Raw genomic sequence first — 16725 nt, 5'->3', positions numbered from 1 at the left:
CGCTCACGCGTGGGGGCCGGTCGTCACCTCGCCCACCACCAGCTCCGCCCGTGCCTCCAGCACCTCTCCCACCCGCTCCACCCGTGCCTCCAGCTCCCGTTGCCGGGATGCCGCCAGACCTCGTCGTCCCACGGGCTCGACCGTGACGGTCGTACGCCGTCCCCGGCGCCGCTGGTGCCACACGCCCGCCGCGACCCCGTCGACCAGCAGCACGGGGAAGTTGCCCGCCTGCCCGCCCGCCAGCGCCCGCTGGTACGCCGCTCCCGGGAAGAGCAGCTCCCGCGGCTGAGCGGCGATCAGGTACGCGTCGAAGTACGGCAGGAGGTGCAGCCCTCGCAGCAGGTCGTCGCGCTCGGCGCCGCGGGGGAAGTCCGTGTCGCCCGCCGCCACCCACGCCGGCACCCCCTCGAAGTCGACCTCCTCGATCTGGCCCGCGGCGGCCAGGTCCTCGTACAGAGTGCGCGCCCAGGCGGGTGGAGCCGCCAGCCACCTGGCGAAGTGCTGCGGGGTGGCCGGGCCGTAGGCGCGCAGGTAGCGGAGTACGAGGAGGTGCAGCGCCTCATTCGGGGGCAGCGGGGTGAAGTGCGGCGGGCGGGTGTACGTCACCTTGCGGCCGCGGTTGGGGCCGAAGGACAGGGCGCCGCGCTGGCCGGCCCGGTGCAGGACCTGGCGCCAGCGCGGCCACATGGTCTGAAACGCGGGCATCACCAGGTCGCCGGCCCACGGACCGGTGCGGGCGACGACCTCCTCGCCCAGTTCGTCGATGGTGAGGAAGGCGCCGTCCAGTGCGTCGCCGATGGCCGTCACGACCTGTGCCGCCTGGTCCTCGGTGAGCCGTATGCCGGGCGGGAAGGAGGCCGGTCCGGCGGGGACGGCGGGGAGCGCGGCGCACCACATGGGCAGGTCGCGGGCCGGGAGCAGGTGGACGGTGCCGCGCGGGCCGTGGGTCTTGATCAGCGAGGGCGGGGTGGCGGGCGATCCGGCCGGCCACAGTGCGGTCCGTACGTCCGTCCGGGTCACGCCGTCGACCCGGATGCCCACCGACAACTCCGCCGCGGAGAGGACCTGGGCGTGGACGCCGAGCATCGCACCGGCCGCTTCGGCGACCGGCGTGCCCGTTCGGGCGGAGTTGGCGAGGAACTGTCGTTCGAGGCGGCGTGCGCTCGCCGCGTCCCAAGTGATGGCCGTCCTCTTCGTCATGAGGCGACGTTAGGGGAGCAGTAGGCCAGTATGTGGCCTAGATGGAACCGGCGGTGGCTTCCGTGCGTGCCTCCGCGGGGCCGGGGTGGTGCGGGATCTTCTGGGCATATATGGCCCACCTCCGCAAATATCCGCGTGCCTGGAGGGAGGGTGCGGAATCGCCCGGCGATCCTCACAGGGTTTCCACATCGTTATTCATCGTTGTCCTTACCGCGTCGAATTCGCCCCGCCCGATCACGTAAGTTCGGTGCCAGGTAATTCGCGTGAGCAAAGCTGCGCGTGTGGCACCGCGCAGTGGAGGGGGCTGCGCGGTGCCCGGTCAAACGGGGGTTCGCCGGTGGGGTCACCCGGTGGAGGGAAGCGCGGGTGGTCCGCCGTGCGGGCGCCGGCGCGCGCGGGATGTTGCCGGACCGTCCCTCCAGTGCGCCGGGGGCGCGGTTTTCTCTCTCCCGCCCGCTCCGTTCCGGCCATGATTCATGGCGGAATGGGTGCTTCCACGGCCACCCGGGCGTCGCCGGGCGATTTCGGAGAGTAGTTGTGGCACGCCGATGCACCCGACATCCCTTACGAAGGGTTATGGTGGAACCCCCCCCTCGGGCCGGTCCGTATCCCCCCCACGGACCGGCCCGTTTTTCTGCCCGCATTCGGCAGGGGCGTCCGGCGGACGCCCGAGGGGCGCGCGTCATGAGGAGTTCACCGGTGCGTCGTCCTGTGCCGTGGCATGGCGGCGCTTGTTCGAGGGCATAAACCAAGCAGGTCGACGCCCGAACCACGGGTGTCGTATCTCAGCGGACGGCACGGAGCCGTCCGCCCGGGAGGCCCTTTGCACCAGCCCCACCGTGCGGTCACGGCACGGAAGACGCGGCGGAGGGCCGGCTCGCGGCCCGCGCCCGTCCGGGGCGGCCGCCGACCGGCCGACTCGTCAGTGCAGGGCGGCCGTCGGCCGGCCGGTTCGTTCCCGCTCTCCCGGCCCAGCGTCCACTCCGTCGCTCCCCGACCTCATCCGAGGGGGTACGTCCTTCCGTGGTGACCAGCACAAAGCGCCACAAGCCAGACAGGCGCACCTACGTTCTCGACACCAGCGTCCTGCTGGCCGATCCGAACGCCCTGAACCGCTTCGACGAGCACGAGGTCGTGCTCCCCATCGTCGTGGTGACGGAGCTGGAGGCCAAGCGGCACCATCCCGAACTCGGCTACTTCGCCCGGCAGGCCCTGCGCCTGCTCGACGAGTTCCGCGTACGGCACGGTCGCCTCGACGCCCCCATTCCGATCGGAGATCTCGGCGGCACCGTGCGTGTCGAGCTCAACCACTCGGACCCCAGCGTGCTGCCCACCGGCTACCGCCTGGGGGACAACGACTCCCGTATCCTCGCGGTAGCCCGCAACCTCCAGGCGGAGGGATACGACGTCACCGTCGTGTCCAAGGACCTCCCGCTGAGGATCAAGGCGTCCTCCGTCGGCCTGCTCGCCGAGGAGTACCGCGCCGAGCTCGCCATCACGGACGCCTCCGGCTGGACCGGCATGTCCGAACTGACGCTGCCCGGCGAGCAGGTGGACATCCTCTTCGAGGAGGGGCGGGTCTACGTCCCCGAGGTATCCGAGCTGCCCGTGCACACCGGGCTGACCATCCAGTCGGAGCGCGGCAAGGCGCTCGGCCGGGTCACGCCCGACGGCAGCGTCCGCGTGGTGCGCGGCGACCGGGAGGCGTTCGGCATCAAGGGGCGCAGCGCCGAGCAGCGGATCGCGCTCGACCTGCTCCTCGACCCCGACGTCGGGATCGTGTCGATGGGCGGCCGGGCCGGCACCGGCAAGTCGGCGCTGGCGCTGTGCGCGGGGCTGGAGGCGGTGCTGGAGCGGCGGCAGCACCAGAAGGTGATGGTCTTCCGGCCGCTGTACGCGGTCGGCGGACAGGAACTCGGCTATCTGCCCGGCTCCGAGGCCGAGAAGATGAGCCCCTGGGCGCAGGCGGTCTTCGACACGCTGTCGGCGGTCACCAGCCGGGAGGTCATCGAGGAGGTGACCGCGCGCGGGATGCTGGAGGTGCTGCCGCTCACCCACATCCGGGGGCGCTCGCTGCACGACGCGTTCGTGATCGTGGACGAGGCCCAGTCGCTGGAGCGGAACGTCCTGCTGACCGTGCTCTCCCGCATCGGGGCCAACTCGCGGGTCGTACTGACCCACGACGTGGCGCAGCGGGACAACCTGCGGGTGGGGCGGTACGACGGTGTCGTCGCCGTCGTCGAGAAGCTGAAGGGGCATCCGCTCTTCGCGCACGTCACCCTGACCCGGTCCGAGCGGTCGCAGATCGCGGCACTCGTGACCGAAATGCTGGAGGACGGCCACATCTGAGGCATATCGCGTGACGTGGGCGCCGTCCGGAAGGCGAAGAGCCTAGCCGGGCGGCGCCTCGGCGTGTGTGGCTTTCCGGGAATCCCCTGGGCCAAACGGGATGTGAGCTTTCACACGCAACACAGAATTGCCTCACCCCGTCGGGTTACGGCAGAGTCTCGTTCCTGTCAGGCCCCGCATACGACACAGCTGTACCCCCAGCGGTACGGCAGCACGACAGAAGCACCAGTCTCAACTCCATAGCAGCGTCGTATGCCGCCCGAGCACCACGCGGCGCTCCCTTGACGGGGAGTTGTCCACCGGGCCCGTGCCTCCCGTGACCCGTAGTTGGGGAGGCCAGTGCCAGGGGCACGATTGCGTCCGCGAGGGTCACCGAAGCGGGCGATGCTGGAAGGAAACCGTGTGAGCCGGATCTCGGTCCGGGGATTCGCAGTGGCCTCGGCCACGGCGGTCACCGCTGTCGGAAGTGTCGTCGGCGTTGCCTCGGGCAGCACCGCGCAGAACAACGACGCGGAAGCCACAGCAGCCGGCACGACGCTGCTTGCGGACATCCCCATGGGCGAGCAGGCGCAGGTGCAGACCGCGTCCCTGACGCAGCAGGCCGACGCGCAGGCCATCGCCGCGGACGCGAGCGCCAAGAAGGACGCCGAGGAGGCGGCCCGCAAGGCAGCCGCCGAGACCGCCGTGGCCAAGCAGGAGAAGGCCAAGGAGGCGGCCGAGGAGGCGAAGAAGCGCGAGGCGGCGAAGGAAGCGGCCAGCCGCGACGCCCAGCGCGAGGCCACCAGCTTCTCCGTCCAGAGCTCCTACAGCATCGGCCAGATCCAGGCGATGGCCCGTCAGATGGTGCCGAGCGGCCAGTGGCAGTGCTTCAGCAACATCGTGGACCACGAGTCCAGCTGGAACTACAAGGCCGTCAACCCCTCCTCCGGTGCCTACGGCCTCTTCCAGGCCCTCCCGGCCGGCAAGTACGCCTCGGCGGGCGCCGACTGGCGGACCAACCCGGCCACCCAGATCAAGTGGGGCCTCAACTACATGGACAACCGCTACGGCAGCCCGTGCGACGCCTGGGCCTTCTGGCAGGCCAACCACTGGTACTGAGTCCCGCCCGGCACAGACCGGTTGCCCCACCGCTCAACCTCGCGAAGCCCCTCGCCGTCCTTCGGTGAGGGGCTTTCGCGTGCCCGCGATGTACGGTCGGACCGGAACGACTCCAGGGGGGAGTGGTGGGGAAAGACGGGGGAAGAGGACGGATCATGTCGCGAGTGCCAGGGTGGCTCGGTCGGCTCGGCGCCGGACTGACGCAGATGAGCGAGCGGTTGGAGCAGCGCCGCGAGGCGCGGGAAGAGGGCCCCGACGGCGAACCGTCACCGGCCGCCCACCACGCGCCGCCGTCGCGGCAGGACCCGCCCCCGGAGCACGACACCGCACCGCAGCACCAGCTCGTGGTCCAGAACCGTCCCGATCCCGCGCAGGCCGTCCCCTGGGGCGTACGGGTCGCCGCGGAGGCCGGGTGGCGGCTGCTGGTCCTCGCGGGGACCGTGTGGGTGCTGATGCGGGTGATCAGTGCCGTCCAGCTGGTGGTGCTGGCGTTCGTGGCCGCGCTGCTGATCACGGCGCTGCTCCAGCCGACCGTGGCACGGCTGCGGCGGCTCGGGGTGCCGCGGGGGCCGGCCACCGCGCTGACCGCGATCCTCGGGTTCGTGGTGATGGGGCTGATCGGCTGGTTCGTGACCTGGCAGGTCATGGAGAACATCGACAACCTCTCCGACCAGGTCCAGGACGGCATCGACGAACTGCGCAACTGGCTGCTGAACAGCCCCTTCCACGTCACCGACAAGCAGATCAACGAGATCGCCAAGAACCTGCGGGAAGCGGTCGGCGCCAACACCGACCAGATAACGTCCGCCGGTCTGGAGGGCGTCACGGTCGTCGTCGAGGCGCTCACCGGCATCCTGCTGGCCGCCTTCTCGACGCTCTTCCTGCTCTACGACGGCAAGCGCGTCTGGCAGTGGACGCTGAAGCTGGTGCCGGCGGCGGCCCGGCCGGGCGTGGCCGGTGCCGGTCCGCGCGCGTGGCGGACGCTGACCGCGTACGTGCGGGGCACGGTGATCGTGGCGCTGATCGACGCCATCTTCATCGGTCTCGGCATCTACTTCCTGGACGTGCCGATGGCCGTCCCGCTGGCCGTGTTCATCTTCCTGTTCGCCTTCATCCCGCTGGTCGGCGCGGTGATCTCGGGAGCGCTCGCGGTGGTCGTGGCGCTGGTCACGCAGGGGGTGTTCGCGGCCGTCATGACGCTCGTCGTGGTGCTGGCGGTACAGCAGATCGAGGGGCACATCCTCCAGCCGTTCATCCTGGGGCGCGCGGTGCGGGTCCATCCGCTGGCGGTGGTGCTGTCGGTGGCCGCGGGCGGCATGGTGGCCGGCATCGGCGGCGCGGTGGTCGCCGTACCGCTGGTGGCGGTGACGAACACGGTCGTCGGCTATCTGCGGGCCTACTCCCGGGAGGCCGCCGTACGACAGGCCCCGAAGCCACGCGGCGCGACGTCCACGGACGCGGCCGCGGCGACGCCGGGCGGTTCCGGGGGCTCCGGAACCCCGGGCTCCCCTGAAACCGCGGCGGGCGCGGGCACGGAACCGGCGGTGAAGGACACGGCGGAGGACGGACCGCCGACGGGCACCTCCCCGGCGTAGCGACGACCGCGGGAGCACTGGCCCCGGTGTGGCGACGCAACGGGCCCCGCTCACCGAGTCGGTGAGCGGGGCCCGTCGTCGTGCGTGGGCAGCCTTCCGCGGGGGACTACTGCGCGGCCAGCACGGCCTCCGCGTCCAGCGTGGCGCCGACGGCCTCGACCACGGCGGCGATCTTGAACGCCTCCTGGATCGTCTCGCGGTCCACACCGGCCTTGCGGAGCACCTGCTCGTGCGAGTCCAGGCACATGCCGCAGCCGTTGATGGCGGACACCGCGAAGGACCACAGCTCGAAGTCGGCCTTGTCGACGCCCGGGTTGCCGATGACGTTCATCCGCAGACCGGCGCGCAGGGTGCCGTACTCGTGGTCCGACAGCAGGTGCCGGGTGCGGTAGAAGACGTTGTTCATCGCCATGATCGCGGCGGCCGACTTGGCGGCCGAGTACGCCTCGGGCGTGAGGTTCGCCTTCGCCTCCGGCTCCAGCTCGCGCAGGACGATGGGGGAGCGCGAGGCGATGGCGGTCGCCAGCACGGTGCCCCACAGCTGCTGCGCCGGGAGGTCGGAGTTGCCTATGACCGAGCCCAGGTTGAGCTTCAGGTCCTTGGCGTAGTCCGGTACGGCGGACTTCAGGGAGTCGAGGGACATGTCAGCTCACTCCCCCGACAGCAGCGCGACCGGGTCCAGGGTCTCGTCGCCCTTGCTCCAGTTGCACGGGCAGAGCTCGTCGGTCTGCAGGGCGTCGAGGACCCGCAGGACCTCCTTGGGGTTACGGCCGACGGAGCCGGCGGTGACCATCGTGAACTGGATCTCGTTGTTCTGGTCCACGATGAAGACCGCACGCTGCGCGAAGCCGTCCTCGCCCTCGATGCCGAGGTCACGCATGAGCTCGTGCTTCGAGTCGGCCAGCATCGGGAAGGGCAGGTCGGTGAGGTCCGGGTGGTCCTTGCGCCAGGCGTGGTGCACGAACTCGGAGTCGCCGGAGAAGCCGAGGATCTGGGCGTCACGGTCGGCGAACTCGTCGTTCAGCTTGCCGAAGGCGGCGATCTCGGTCGGGCACACGAAGGTGAAGTCCTTGGGCCAGGCGAAGACGACCTTCCACTTGCCCTCGTAGGTCTTGTGGTCGATCTGCTCGAACTCCTTGCCCTTCTCCAGCGAGACGCAGGCGGTCAGTTCGAACTCGGGGAACTTGTCACCGACAGTGAGCACACGCTCTCCAAATAACGCAGCGAGAAAACACCCGTTTTGCGAGTGTTTCCCATGGGTTGGACGTTATTGATGTTGGCACAGGGTGCATTGATTACGGAAATAGCTACACTCGGTCGAGTTGATCGGAGGTGGCTATTAATGTCGGGCAGGAAGAGACAGCCCAGCCTCGCCCAGCTGCGGGCTTTCGCGGCGGTCGCGGAGCACCTGCACTTCCGCGACGCCGCCGCCGCGATCGGCATGAGCCAGCCCGCGCTCTCGGGCGCCGTCTCCGCCCTGGAGGAGGCACTGGGTGTCACCCTCCTGGAGCGTACGACGCGCAAGGTACTGCTCTCTCCGGCGGGGGAACGCCTCGCGGTGCGGGCGAAGGCGGTACTGGCGGAGGTCGGCGCGCTGCTGGAGGAGGCGGAGGCGGTACGGGCACCGTTCACCGGCGCGCTGCGGCTCGGCGTCATCCCGACCGTCGCACCGTACCTGCTGCCCACCGTGCTGCGCCTGGTGCAGGACCGCTACCCGGACCTGGATCTCCAGGTCCACGAGGAGCAGACGGCGAGCCTGCTGGAGGGGCTGTCCACCGGCCGCCTCGACCTGCTGCTGCTCGCGGTGCCGCTCGGCGTCCCCGGCGTCGCCGAGGTCCCGCTCTTCGACGAGGACTTCGTGCTCGTCACGCCGCTCGACCACCGGCTCGGCGGGCGGGAGGGCATCGAGCGCTCGGTGCTGCGCGAGCTGAACCTGCTGCTCCTCGACGAGGGACACTGCCTGCGCGACCAGGCGCTCGACATCTGCCGGGAGGCCGGCCGCGCGGACGTCCCCGCGACCACGACGGCCGCCGGGCTGTCGACGCTGGTGCAGCTGGTGGCGGGCGGCCTGGGCGTGACGCTGCTGCCGCGCACGGCGGTCCGCGTGGAGACCTCCCGCTCCAGCCAGCTCCTCACCGGCTCCTTCGCCGACCCGGCCCCCACCCGCCGCATCGCCCTCGCCATGCGCACGGGCGCGGCCCGCTCCGCGGAGTACGAGGAACTGGCGGGTGCGCTGCGGGAGGCGATGACGGACCTGCCGGTGCGGACGCTCGGGGCCTGAACCGGCCCCGCCCGCCTCGGGTCGTGCGCCCGGGTCGTGTGCGTCGGGCCGCCCGCCCAGGACCGCCCGCATCGGTTCGTCCCTCCTGGGTCGTCGGTTCCGGATCATCTGCCCAGGTTCGTGTGTCCGGGGCTGCCCGATGTGGGTCGTCCGATCAGGGGTGTCCGCCTGCGACCGCCCGCCTCGGGTCGTGCGCCCCGGGGCGTCTGCCCAGAGGCGCCCGCCTCGGGCTGTCCGATCCGGATCGTGCGCCCCGGCCGTCCGCCCCCGGGGCGCACGCTCTGGGGCGGACGTCTTGGATCGCCCGTCTCCGGCTGCCCGCCCCGGATCGCCCGCCACCGTCGGCCTCGGGCCGTGCGCCTCGGGCCGTGGGCCCCGGGCCGTCAGCCTCGGAGCCTCCGCCCCGGATTGCCGGCCTCGGACTGCCGGCCTCGGACTGCCGACCCCGGACGGGCGGCCCCGGACGGGCAGCACCGCCCCGGGCCGCCCGGCCTGCCCGGGGCGGGGCGCGGCCCTACTCGGTACGCAACCCCTCCGGCCGCATCAGCCGCAGCAGTGGCGGCAGGCTCAGCAGGGTCACCACCAGGACGACCGCGGCGCCGATGCCGGTCATGGCGAGGACGCCGGTCCAGTCGACGCTGACCGGGGTGTTCGTCATCTTCAGCAGGACCGTGCCCAGCGTCAGGCCCACCACCATGGCCAGCAGCAGGCCCAGCACGATGGGAATGGCCGTCTGCCACAGCACCGACAAGCTCAGCGTGCGGCGCCGGGTGCCGAAGGCGACCAGGGCCGACAGGAGCTTCTTCCGCTCGCGGAGCTGCTCCAGCTGGGAGACGAGCAGGCTCGCGCCGATCAGCGCCAGCACGCACGCCGCCCCGACGAACAGACCGGTGCGGATGGCGTCGAACCGGCCGGTGCGCTCCGTCGCCGCCCACACCATGGCGTCAGCCAGCGGGTGGACGGCCGCCGCGGTGTTCCGTACGCGGTCGTGCACGTCCGGCACCGACTCGTCCAGCCTGAGATAGGCGTGCCCGGCCAGGGCCGGCACCAGCGAGTCCGGCATCGCCTTCGGCGTGATCAGGAAGCCGCCCCGGTCGATCCCGGCCAGCAGACCGCGGCGCGGCTCCGCCGCCTTCACGCCCTGCGGCACCGTCCAGGGGATCTCCAGGCTCTTCGGGGTGCCCTCGTACGACGGGTCGAGGTACAGCTTCCGTCCCGGCTCGGCCAGCTTCGCCATGTCGACCCCGGCGTCCCACTCGGCGCCGTGGACGGCGAACACGTCCCCGTCGGCGCACGAGGGCAGGTCGGCCATCTCCCGCAGCGCGGCGCAGTCGCCCACCGTCACGGACGTCATCGCCTCCGGTTCCAGGGCACGGTCGCCGAGGTAGCCCTCGGAGTAGCCGTAGACCTCCTTCACGCCCTCGGTGTCACGGAGCTTGCCGGCCGCCGACGTCACCGGCATCCCGTCCGGCAGGGTCACCTCCATCTGCGCCAGCGACACGTCCTGCCCGGTGGGCCGGGTGTAGTCGTCCTCCACGCCCGCGAAGAGCATCTGCAGCGCGATCGCGCCCGCGACGGCCACCGCGATGCCGTTGACCATGCGGGCCGCCGTACCGCTGCTCAGCTGCAGCCTGCGCACGGCCAGCTGCCAGGCCACGCCACCGGCACCGAGCCGGGCGACGACGGCCTCCACGATCCACGGCAGCAGCGCGGTCACGCCGACCAGGAGCAGGACGACACCACCGGTCACCAGGTACTGGTTGAAGTCGCCGTTGTCCCGCCCGTTGCCGATCATCGGGTAGAGCATCGCCAGTCCGGCCAGCGGCAGCAGCAGCCGCCACCACAGCCGGCGCCGGGGCGGCCGGCCCGCGCGCACCACGCCGAGCGGCTCGATGACGACCCCGCGCAGCGCGAACAGCGTCACCAGCACCGCCGCCGCCGGCACGGCCACCGCGACCAGCAGGGCGAGCAGCGGCGAGGGGTTGAGGTAGCTCGGGAACACGCTGATGCGGAACACCTCGGCGGTCCCCGCGAGCTGCCGCCCGATCATGAAGAACCCGGCACCGAAGACCAGCCCCAGCACCGCGCCCGCCATCGCCTCACCGGCGGCGATCCGCCGGGTCATCCCGCTGTCGGAGCCCACCAGCCGCAGCGCCGCCAGCCGCCGGTCCCGCCGCTCCCCGCCGAACCGCACGGCCGCCGCGATGAAGACCGCGACCGGCATCAGCAGCACCACGAAGACGACGAGGATCAGCAGGAGCAGCACCGGGTCGGACCGCTCGGAACCCGGATTCGGATCCCCGAACCGGTCGATACGGACGATCCGGCCGCTGTCGATGTGCGGCGCGAGCCCTTCGGCGCCCTGGTAGTAGGCGAGTTCGGCCGAGCCGATCAGCCCCTCCTCCGCGATGGTGCCGATGATCCGGTCCGGCAGCCGCTCGCGCAGCAGCGCGCCGGAGTCCGACTCCAGCAGCTCCTTCAGCGCGGGGGAGACCACCATCTCGCCCTTCGCCGGGAACTCCTCCACCCCCGGTGGCAGCGGCGCCCGCGGCCCCTCGGGCTCCAGGGCCCGGCCCCGGACGGTGTCGTCGCGGAAGTCCGTACCGACGTTGGCGACCACGAGCGTGTCGTCCGCCTTGGCCGGCTGCTCGTCGGTGAAGGTGATGTCGGTGCGCGCGGCCTCCCGCTCGTGCCGGACGTCGAGCGCGTTGGGGATCGCCGTCGTCAGCAGCAGCAGGGCGACGCCGAGCCCGACGCCGACCGCCGTCAGCACCGCCCGGGTCCACCCCTCGCGCCCGCCGGTGAAGGCGAAGCGGACCCCCATGGCCAGGTCGGCGGCGGCTGCCCGGACCCGGCCGCGGCCCCGCTCGCGCCGGACCTCTCCTGCGGCCAGGCTCGGCGGCCTCTCGCGTGTGGGCACGCTCATACGACCCGCTCCATGTCCCGGGACCTGCCGTCCCGTACGACGATCTCGCGGTCGGAGTAGGCGGCCACCCGTGCCTCGTGCGTGACCAGCACGACGGCGGCGTTGGTGGAGCGGGCGGCGTCCGTGAGGAGTTCCATGACGCGCTCGCCGTTGAGGGAGTCCAGCGCGCCGGTCGGCTCGTCGGCGAAGAGCACGCGCGGGTTGGTGACCAGCGACCGCGCCACCGCGACCCGCTGCCCCTGGCCGCCGGAGACCTCACCGGGCCGCTTCTTCCTCAGGCCGTCGACCTCCAGCCGCTCCATCCAGGTCAGCGCGGCCCGCTCGGCCTCCTTGCGGGAGGTGCCGTTCAGCCGCAGCGGCAGGGCGACGTTCTCCACGCACGTCAGCTCCGGCACCAGCTGCCCGAACTGGAACACGAACCCGAAGTCGGAGCGGCGCAGCGCACTGCGCTCGGCGTCGCCCATGGCGGACAGCTCCCGCCCGCCGTACATGATCGTGCCCGAGTCGGGCGGGACGATCCCGGCGAGGCAGTGCAGCAGCGTCGACTTGCCCGACCCGGAGGGTCCCATCACGGCGACGACCTCGCCGGGGTGGATGGAGAACTCGGCGCCGTCGAGGGCGAGGGTCGGGCCGTAGGCCTTGCGCAGCTGCTCGGCCGAGAGCAGCGAACCTGCGGGAGGAGTCATCGGGTTACCGCCTCACGGAGCTTGTCGAGGCGCGCCGCGGTGAGCTCCAGCCACCGCAGGTCGGCCTCCAGATGGAACAGGGCGTGGTCACAGATCAGCTGGTCCGCGAGGTCGCCCTTGCGCTTGCGGTCGGTCAGGATGCGCATGCTGCGCAGGTGCTCCGAACGCTGGGTGTCGAGGATGTCGGCGGCGTCGCGTCGGGTGAGCAGCGCGAGGACGACCTTCGTGTAGAGCGTCGACTGGAGGTACGGCTCGGGCTTCTCGGGCGTGGCGAGCCACCGCTGTACGTCGGTGATCCCCGCGTCGGTGATCGCGTACCGCTTCCGCTCGGGGCCGCCGCCGGTCTCGATGCCGTCGACGACGACGAGGCCGTTCTTCAGCAGGCGGGACATCGTCGAATAGACCTGGCCGTAGTGGAGCGGCCGGTCGTGACCGAACTTCTCGTCGAAGGCGCGCTTGAGGTCGTAACCGTGGCGCGGCCCGGACTCCAGGAGCCCGAGGAGGGTGTGACCGATGGACATGCCGAGCACTCTACACACGGTGTATACGTGTCATGTATACGCGCGGTGCAGAGCTGATGGCCGCGTGTACGGGAGCCCAGGTCGGAGGCGATTGTCACGGTTCCGCCACGACGGAAGCCGCGCCTCCGCAGTGTGCGGTGACGCGGCTTCGCCGACTCCTCTACGGCGGTGGCGGTGGCGTGGACCCCGGTCCGGGCCGCCGGGGCGGGCGCCCCCGCCGAGGCAGCGGTCCGGCCTCGCCGGGCAGCCGGCCCGCCTCCGCCAGGGCCCGGCGGAGCAGGAACTCGATCTGGGCGTTGGCCGAGCGCAGCTCGTCGCCCGCCCACCGGGCCAGCGCCTCGTACACCTGGGGGTCCAGCCGCAGCAGCACCTGCTTGCGCTGCTGCGGCGACCTGCGCTTCGGGGCGGCCGGACCCCCGGAGTCGGACCCCTCGGGCGGGGTTTCGTCGGGCGGCTCGGACGGCGTGCCCTCGGACCGGGCCGTCACTGGTAGAGCGTCCCGGTGTTCAGGACCGGCTGGGCGGCGCGGTCCCCGCAGAGCACGACCATCAGGTTGGACACCATCGCGGCCTTGCGCTCGTCGTCCAGCTCCACGATGTCCTGCTCGCTGATCCGGGCGAGCGCCGCCTCCACCATGCCGACCGCCCCGTCCACGATCTGCCGCCGCGCCGCGACCACCGCGCCCGCCTGCTGCCGCTGGAGCATCGCCGAGGCGATCTCCGGCGCGTACGCGAGGTGCGTGAAGCGGGACTCGACGATCTGCACGCCGGCCGCCTCCACGCGCGCGTGCAGCTCGACGGCGAGCTTCTCGGTGATCTCCTCGGCGTTGCCCCGCAGGGAGAGGCCGCCCTCCTCGTGGGCGTCGTACGGGTACTCGATCGCGATGTGCCGCACGGCCGCCTCGGTCTGGGTGGAGACGAACTCGACGTAGTCGTCCACCTCGAAGCTGGCCTGCGCGGTGTCCTCCACCCGCCAGACCACCACGGCCGCCAGCTCGATGGGATTGCCGTAGGCGTCGTTGACCTTCAGGACGGCCGTCTCGTGGTTCCGCACCCGCGTCGAGATCTTGGTGCGCGAGGTCAGCGGATTGACCCAGCGCAGCCCGTCCTGCCGGATCGTCCCCCGGTACCGCCCGAAGAGCTGCACCACCCGGGCCTCGCCCGGCGCCACCATGTTCAGCCCGCACATCGCGAGGAAGGCCGCCAGGGCGATCACGATCCCCGCGACGATCAGCGCCGCCTTGCCCCCGGCCGAGGAGACCGCGGTGGCGGCGGCGATCAGGCCGGCCCCGGCCACCAGCCCCACCAGACCCAGCAGCAGCGCCATCCCGCCACCGATGCTGTGCGCCTGCGTCTCACGTACCCGTGGCGCCGGCATCTCCGGTACGTCCGCCCTGACCTGCGAAGTGTCGTGCGTGTCGTGCGTGGACATGGCGAGTCCCCCGTTCTCGGCGGGCGCGCTCGGACGCGCCCGGACGTCTATCTCAGGTCTATCTAAGTGATATCACTTTACCCTCGAACGGCAACCCTGAACCCCTCTCGTACGTCGGTTCCAGGGGAACGGGTGCTGATTCTCACGTCCGTACAAGGCCGGATCGGCAGGCGTTTGTCTTATCTCCCGGTGTTAGCTTTCTGAGCTGACCTGAGCGACGAACCTGTGTGACACGTGAGCAGAGCGTGCCCACAGATGAAGGAAGCGGAGCGGATCGGACCCATGGGGCGAGCGGAAGAGAGAAGAGCGCGACAGCGCGGTGGCCGCCGCGCGGCGCCGAAAACCCGCCGTTCGTCGGGGGCCGGCCAGAAGAGCGGCATACGCAGGTTCTTCACCTGGAAGAAGATCCTCGGCACGTTCTTCGGCCTCTGCCTGCTCGGCATGGGCGCCTTCATCGTGCTGTACATGGTGATCGACATCCCCGAGGGCAACCCCGAGGCCGAGCTGCAGAGCAACGTCTACAAGTACAGCGACGGCAGCATCATGACCCGCACCGGCGACCGCAACCGCGAGATCGTCGACCTGGCCAAGGTGCCCAAGGAGGTCCAGCGCACCTTCGTCGCCGCCGAGAACAAGACCTTCTACAAGGACTCCGGCGTCGACCTCAAGGGCACCGCGCGCGGCCTGCTCAACACGCTCTCCGGCAAGGGCGCGCAGGGCGGCTCGACCATCACCCAGCAGTACGTCAAGAACTACTACCTGTCCCAGGAACAGACGGTCACGCGCAAGCTCAAGGAGCTGGTCATCTCCCTGAAGCTGGACCGGGAGAAGTCCAAGGACTACATCCTGGCCGGCTACATCAACACCAGCTACTACGGCCGCGGCGCCTACGGTATTCAGGCCGCCGCGCAGGCCTACTACCGCGTCGACGCCCAGGACCTTACGGTCGAGCAGGGCGCGTACCTCGCGGCGCTGCTCCAGGCACCGAACCAGTACGACTGGGCGATCGCCAGCGACACCGGCAAGAAGCTCGTCCAGGAGCGCTGGAACTACGTCCTGGACAATATGGTCGAGGAGGACTGGCTGAGCCAGTCCGATCGCCAGGGCATGAAGTTCCCGGAGCCGAAGGAGCCCAAGGCCGCAGCGGGAATGCAGGGCCAGACCGGGTACCTGGTGACCGCGGCCGACTACGAGATCAAGAAGCAGCTCGTCGAGCAGGGCGCGGCCGAGGACATGGAGCAGGCCAAGGCCCTTCTGGACCTCGGCGGCTACACCGTCACCCTCAACATCGACAAGGAGAAGCAGGCGGAGCTGGAGAAGGCCGTCAAGGCCAAGCTCACCAGCAAGCTCGACCCCGAGAAGCGCGACGTCGACGCCGACGTCCAGGCCGGCGCCGTCTCCGTCGACCCGAAGACGGGCGGCGTCGTGGCGATGTACGGCGGCGTGGACTACGTGAAGCACTACACGAACAACGCCACCCGCGACGACTACCAGCCCGCCTCCACCTTCAAGCCGGTGATCTTCGCCGCGGCCGTCGACCAGGACGCCGAGACCCAGGACGGCGACCCCATCACGGCCAACACGATCTACGACGGCACCAGCGAGCGCCCCGTCATGGACGGCGACCGGGAGGTCGGCTTCGCACCGCCCAACGAGGACGACAGGAGCTACGGGGACATCACCGTCCAGGAGGCGATGAACAAGTCCGTCAACTCCGCCTTCGCGCAGATGGGCGTCGACGTCGGCATGGAGCAGGTCATGAAGGTCGCCGGCGACCTCGGGATGAACACCGAGGGCGACCAGGCCGTGCCCGCCCAGACCCTGGGCAGTATGGGCGCCAGCCCGCTGGAGATGGCTGGTGTCTACGCCACCCTCGACAACCACGGCAAGAAGGTCACGCCGGCCATCGTCAAGTCGGTCGAGCACAAGGACCGCACGGTGGAGTTCCCCGAGCCGATCGGCGAGCAGGTCATCAGCCGCGAGGCCGCCGACACGGTGACCTCCGTGCTCACCGGCGTGGTCGATGACGGTACGGCCAAGACGTCCGTGCGGAACAACCCGCTGCGCGACGGCCAGACGGTCGCCGGCAAGACCGGCACGTCCGACAACAACAAGTCGGCCTGGTTCAGCGGGTACACGCCCGAGCTGGTCACCTCGGTCGGCCTGTTCGGCGAGGACCCGAAGACCCACGCCCAGGTCCCGATGTACAAGGCCGGCGGCGTCGACTACCGCGTCAACGGCGGTGGCTTCCCGGCGGAGATCTGGGCCGCGTACACCTTCGGCGTCATGGACGAGGTCAGCGAGTTCGAGCTGGAGACCAAGCAGGGCAACGCGGTGAAGCCGAGCACCACCCCGTCGCCGAGCGAGTCGCCGTCCCAGTCGCCGTCCCAGGAGGAGACGCCCGAGCCGCCCGAGAGCGAGGAGCCGGAGACGGAGGACCCGACGTCCGAGCCGCCGGTGAGCGAGTCGCCGTCGGAGTCGGTGTCCGAGTCGCCGTCCGGCAGCCCGTCGTCCGAGGCGCCGCCGACCGGCGGGGCGTCCACGGAACCGGAGAACCCGTTCTTCCCGGACGTGGACCGGCAGGAGCGGTAGGAGCGCAGGCAGCGGAAGCAGGTACGCGGAAGGGCGCCCGGTGAGC

At 71.0% G+C, this 16725-nt stretch carries 13 protein-coding genes; 5 read left to right on the top strand and 8 right to left on the bottom strand.

The genetic code is table 11. From position 1 onward, the window contains the following. Positions 1–3: 3 nt before the first annotated feature. Positions 4–1200: a winged helix DNA-binding domain-containing protein gene (locus tag AMK11_RS07800; RefSeq protein ID WP_073724597.1), complete on the bottom strand. Its 1197-nt coding sequence runs from the start codon at positions 1198–1200 to the stop codon at positions 4–6. Positions 1201–2223: 1023 nt separating this feature from the next. Between AMK11_RS07800 and AMK11_RS07795 the strand changes: the two genes are divergently transcribed. The 3 genes from AMK11_RS07795 to AMK11_RS07785 all read left to right on the top strand — a co-directional run bounded on the left by AMK11_RS07795 (position 2224) and on the right by AMK11_RS07785 (position 6242). After that, positions 2224–3549 (top strand): PhoH family protein, encoded by a 1326-nt coding sequence (locus AMK11_RS07795; protein WP_073724595.1) that lies wholly within the window; start codon positions 2224–2226, stop codon positions 3547–3549. Between the two features lie 402 nt (positions 3550–3951). Further along, on the top strand, positions 3952–4647 hold the full coding sequence (locus AMK11_RS07790) for a transglycosylase SLT domain-containing protein (protein WP_198941316.1): 696 nt from the start codon (positions 3952–3954) through the stop codon (positions 4645–4647). 155 nt (positions 4648–4802) lie between these two features. Beyond that, positions 4803–6242 carry an AI-2E family transporter gene (locus tag AMK11_RS07785; protein ID WP_073724591.1) on the top strand — a complete coding sequence of 480 codons (1440 nt, stop codon included), beginning with the start codon at positions 4803–4805 and terminating at the stop codon, positions 6240–6242. Between the two features lie 106 nt (positions 6243–6348). Here the strand turns inward: AMK11_RS07785 and AMK11_RS07780 are convergent, their stop codons facing one another. Together AMK11_RS07780 and AMK11_RS07775 are read right to left on the bottom strand one after the other, a co-directional pair. Then, a complete protein-coding gene (locus tag AMK11_RS07780; protein WP_073724589.1) occupies positions 6349–6885 on the bottom strand; it encodes an alkyl hydroperoxide reductase in 537 nt (178 codons plus the stop codon). 6 nt (positions 6886–6891) lie between these two features. Then, positions 6892–7446: a peroxiredoxin gene (locus AMK11_RS07775; protein ID WP_073724587.1), complete on the bottom strand. Its 555-nt coding sequence runs from the start codon at positions 7444–7446 to the stop codon at positions 6892–6894. 138 nt (positions 7447–7584) lie between these two features. Here AMK11_RS07775 and AMK11_RS07770 point away from each other — a divergent pair, with 138 nt between their 5' ends. Next, the gene (locus AMK11_RS07770; RefSeq protein WP_073724585.1) at positions 7585–8523 is read left to right on the top strand and encodes a LysR substrate-binding domain-containing protein; all 939 of its coding nucleotides are present in this window, start codon (positions 7585–7587) and stop codon (positions 8521–8523) included. Positions 8524–9037: 514 nt separating this feature from the next. Here AMK11_RS07770 and AMK11_RS07765 read toward each other — a convergent pair. The 5 genes from AMK11_RS07765 to AMK11_RS07745 form a co-directional block, all read right to left on the bottom strand. Then, positions 9038–11347, bottom strand: coding sequence for an ABC transporter permease (locus AMK11_RS07765; RefSeq protein ID WP_073725662.1), 2310 nt, complete (start codon positions 11345–11347; stop codon positions 9038–9040). 98 nt (positions 11348–11445) lie between these two features. Continuing rightward, positions 11446–12135: an ABC transporter ATP-binding protein gene (locus tag AMK11_RS07760; protein WP_073724583.1), complete on the bottom strand. Its 690-nt coding sequence runs from the start codon at positions 12133–12135 to the stop codon at positions 11446–11448. Next, on the bottom strand, positions 12132–12656 hold the full coding sequence (locus AMK11_RS07755; RefSeq protein WP_073725660.1) for a PadR family transcriptional regulator: 525 nt from the start codon (positions 12654–12656) through the stop codon (positions 12132–12134). The genes AMK11_RS07760 and AMK11_RS07755 overlap by 4 nt, the downstream gene beginning before the upstream one ends. Positions 12657–12816: 160 nt before the next feature. Next, positions 12817–13143 carry a hypothetical protein gene (locus tag AMK11_RS07750; protein ID WP_079187301.1) on the bottom strand — a complete coding sequence of 109 codons (327 nt, stop codon included), beginning with the start codon at positions 13141–13143 and terminating at the stop codon, positions 12817–12819. Continuing rightward, a complete protein-coding gene (locus AMK11_RS07745; protein ID WP_073724581.1) occupies positions 13140–14087 on the bottom strand; it encodes an SPFH domain-containing protein in 948 nt (315 codons plus the stop codon). Before AMK11_RS07745 ends, AMK11_RS07750 begins: the two co-directional genes overlap by 4 nt. Before the next feature lie 282 nt (positions 14088–14369). Between AMK11_RS07745 and AMK11_RS07740 the strand changes: the two genes are divergently transcribed. Continuing rightward, positions 14370–16679, top strand: a complete 2310-nt coding sequence (locus AMK11_RS07740) for a transglycosylase domain-containing protein (RefSeq protein WP_073725656.1) — start codon at positions 14370–14372, stop codon at positions 16677–16679. The last annotated feature ends 46 nt before the right edge of the window (positions 16680–16725 follow it).

Source organism: Streptomyces sp. CB02414, from assembly GCF_001905385.1.
Classification (GTDB): Bacteria; Actinomycetota; Actinomycetes; order Streptomycetales; family Streptomycetaceae; genus Streptomyces.
Note: the sequence above shows the minus strand (reverse complement) of the source record. Positions and strands in the feature narration are given on the sequence as shown.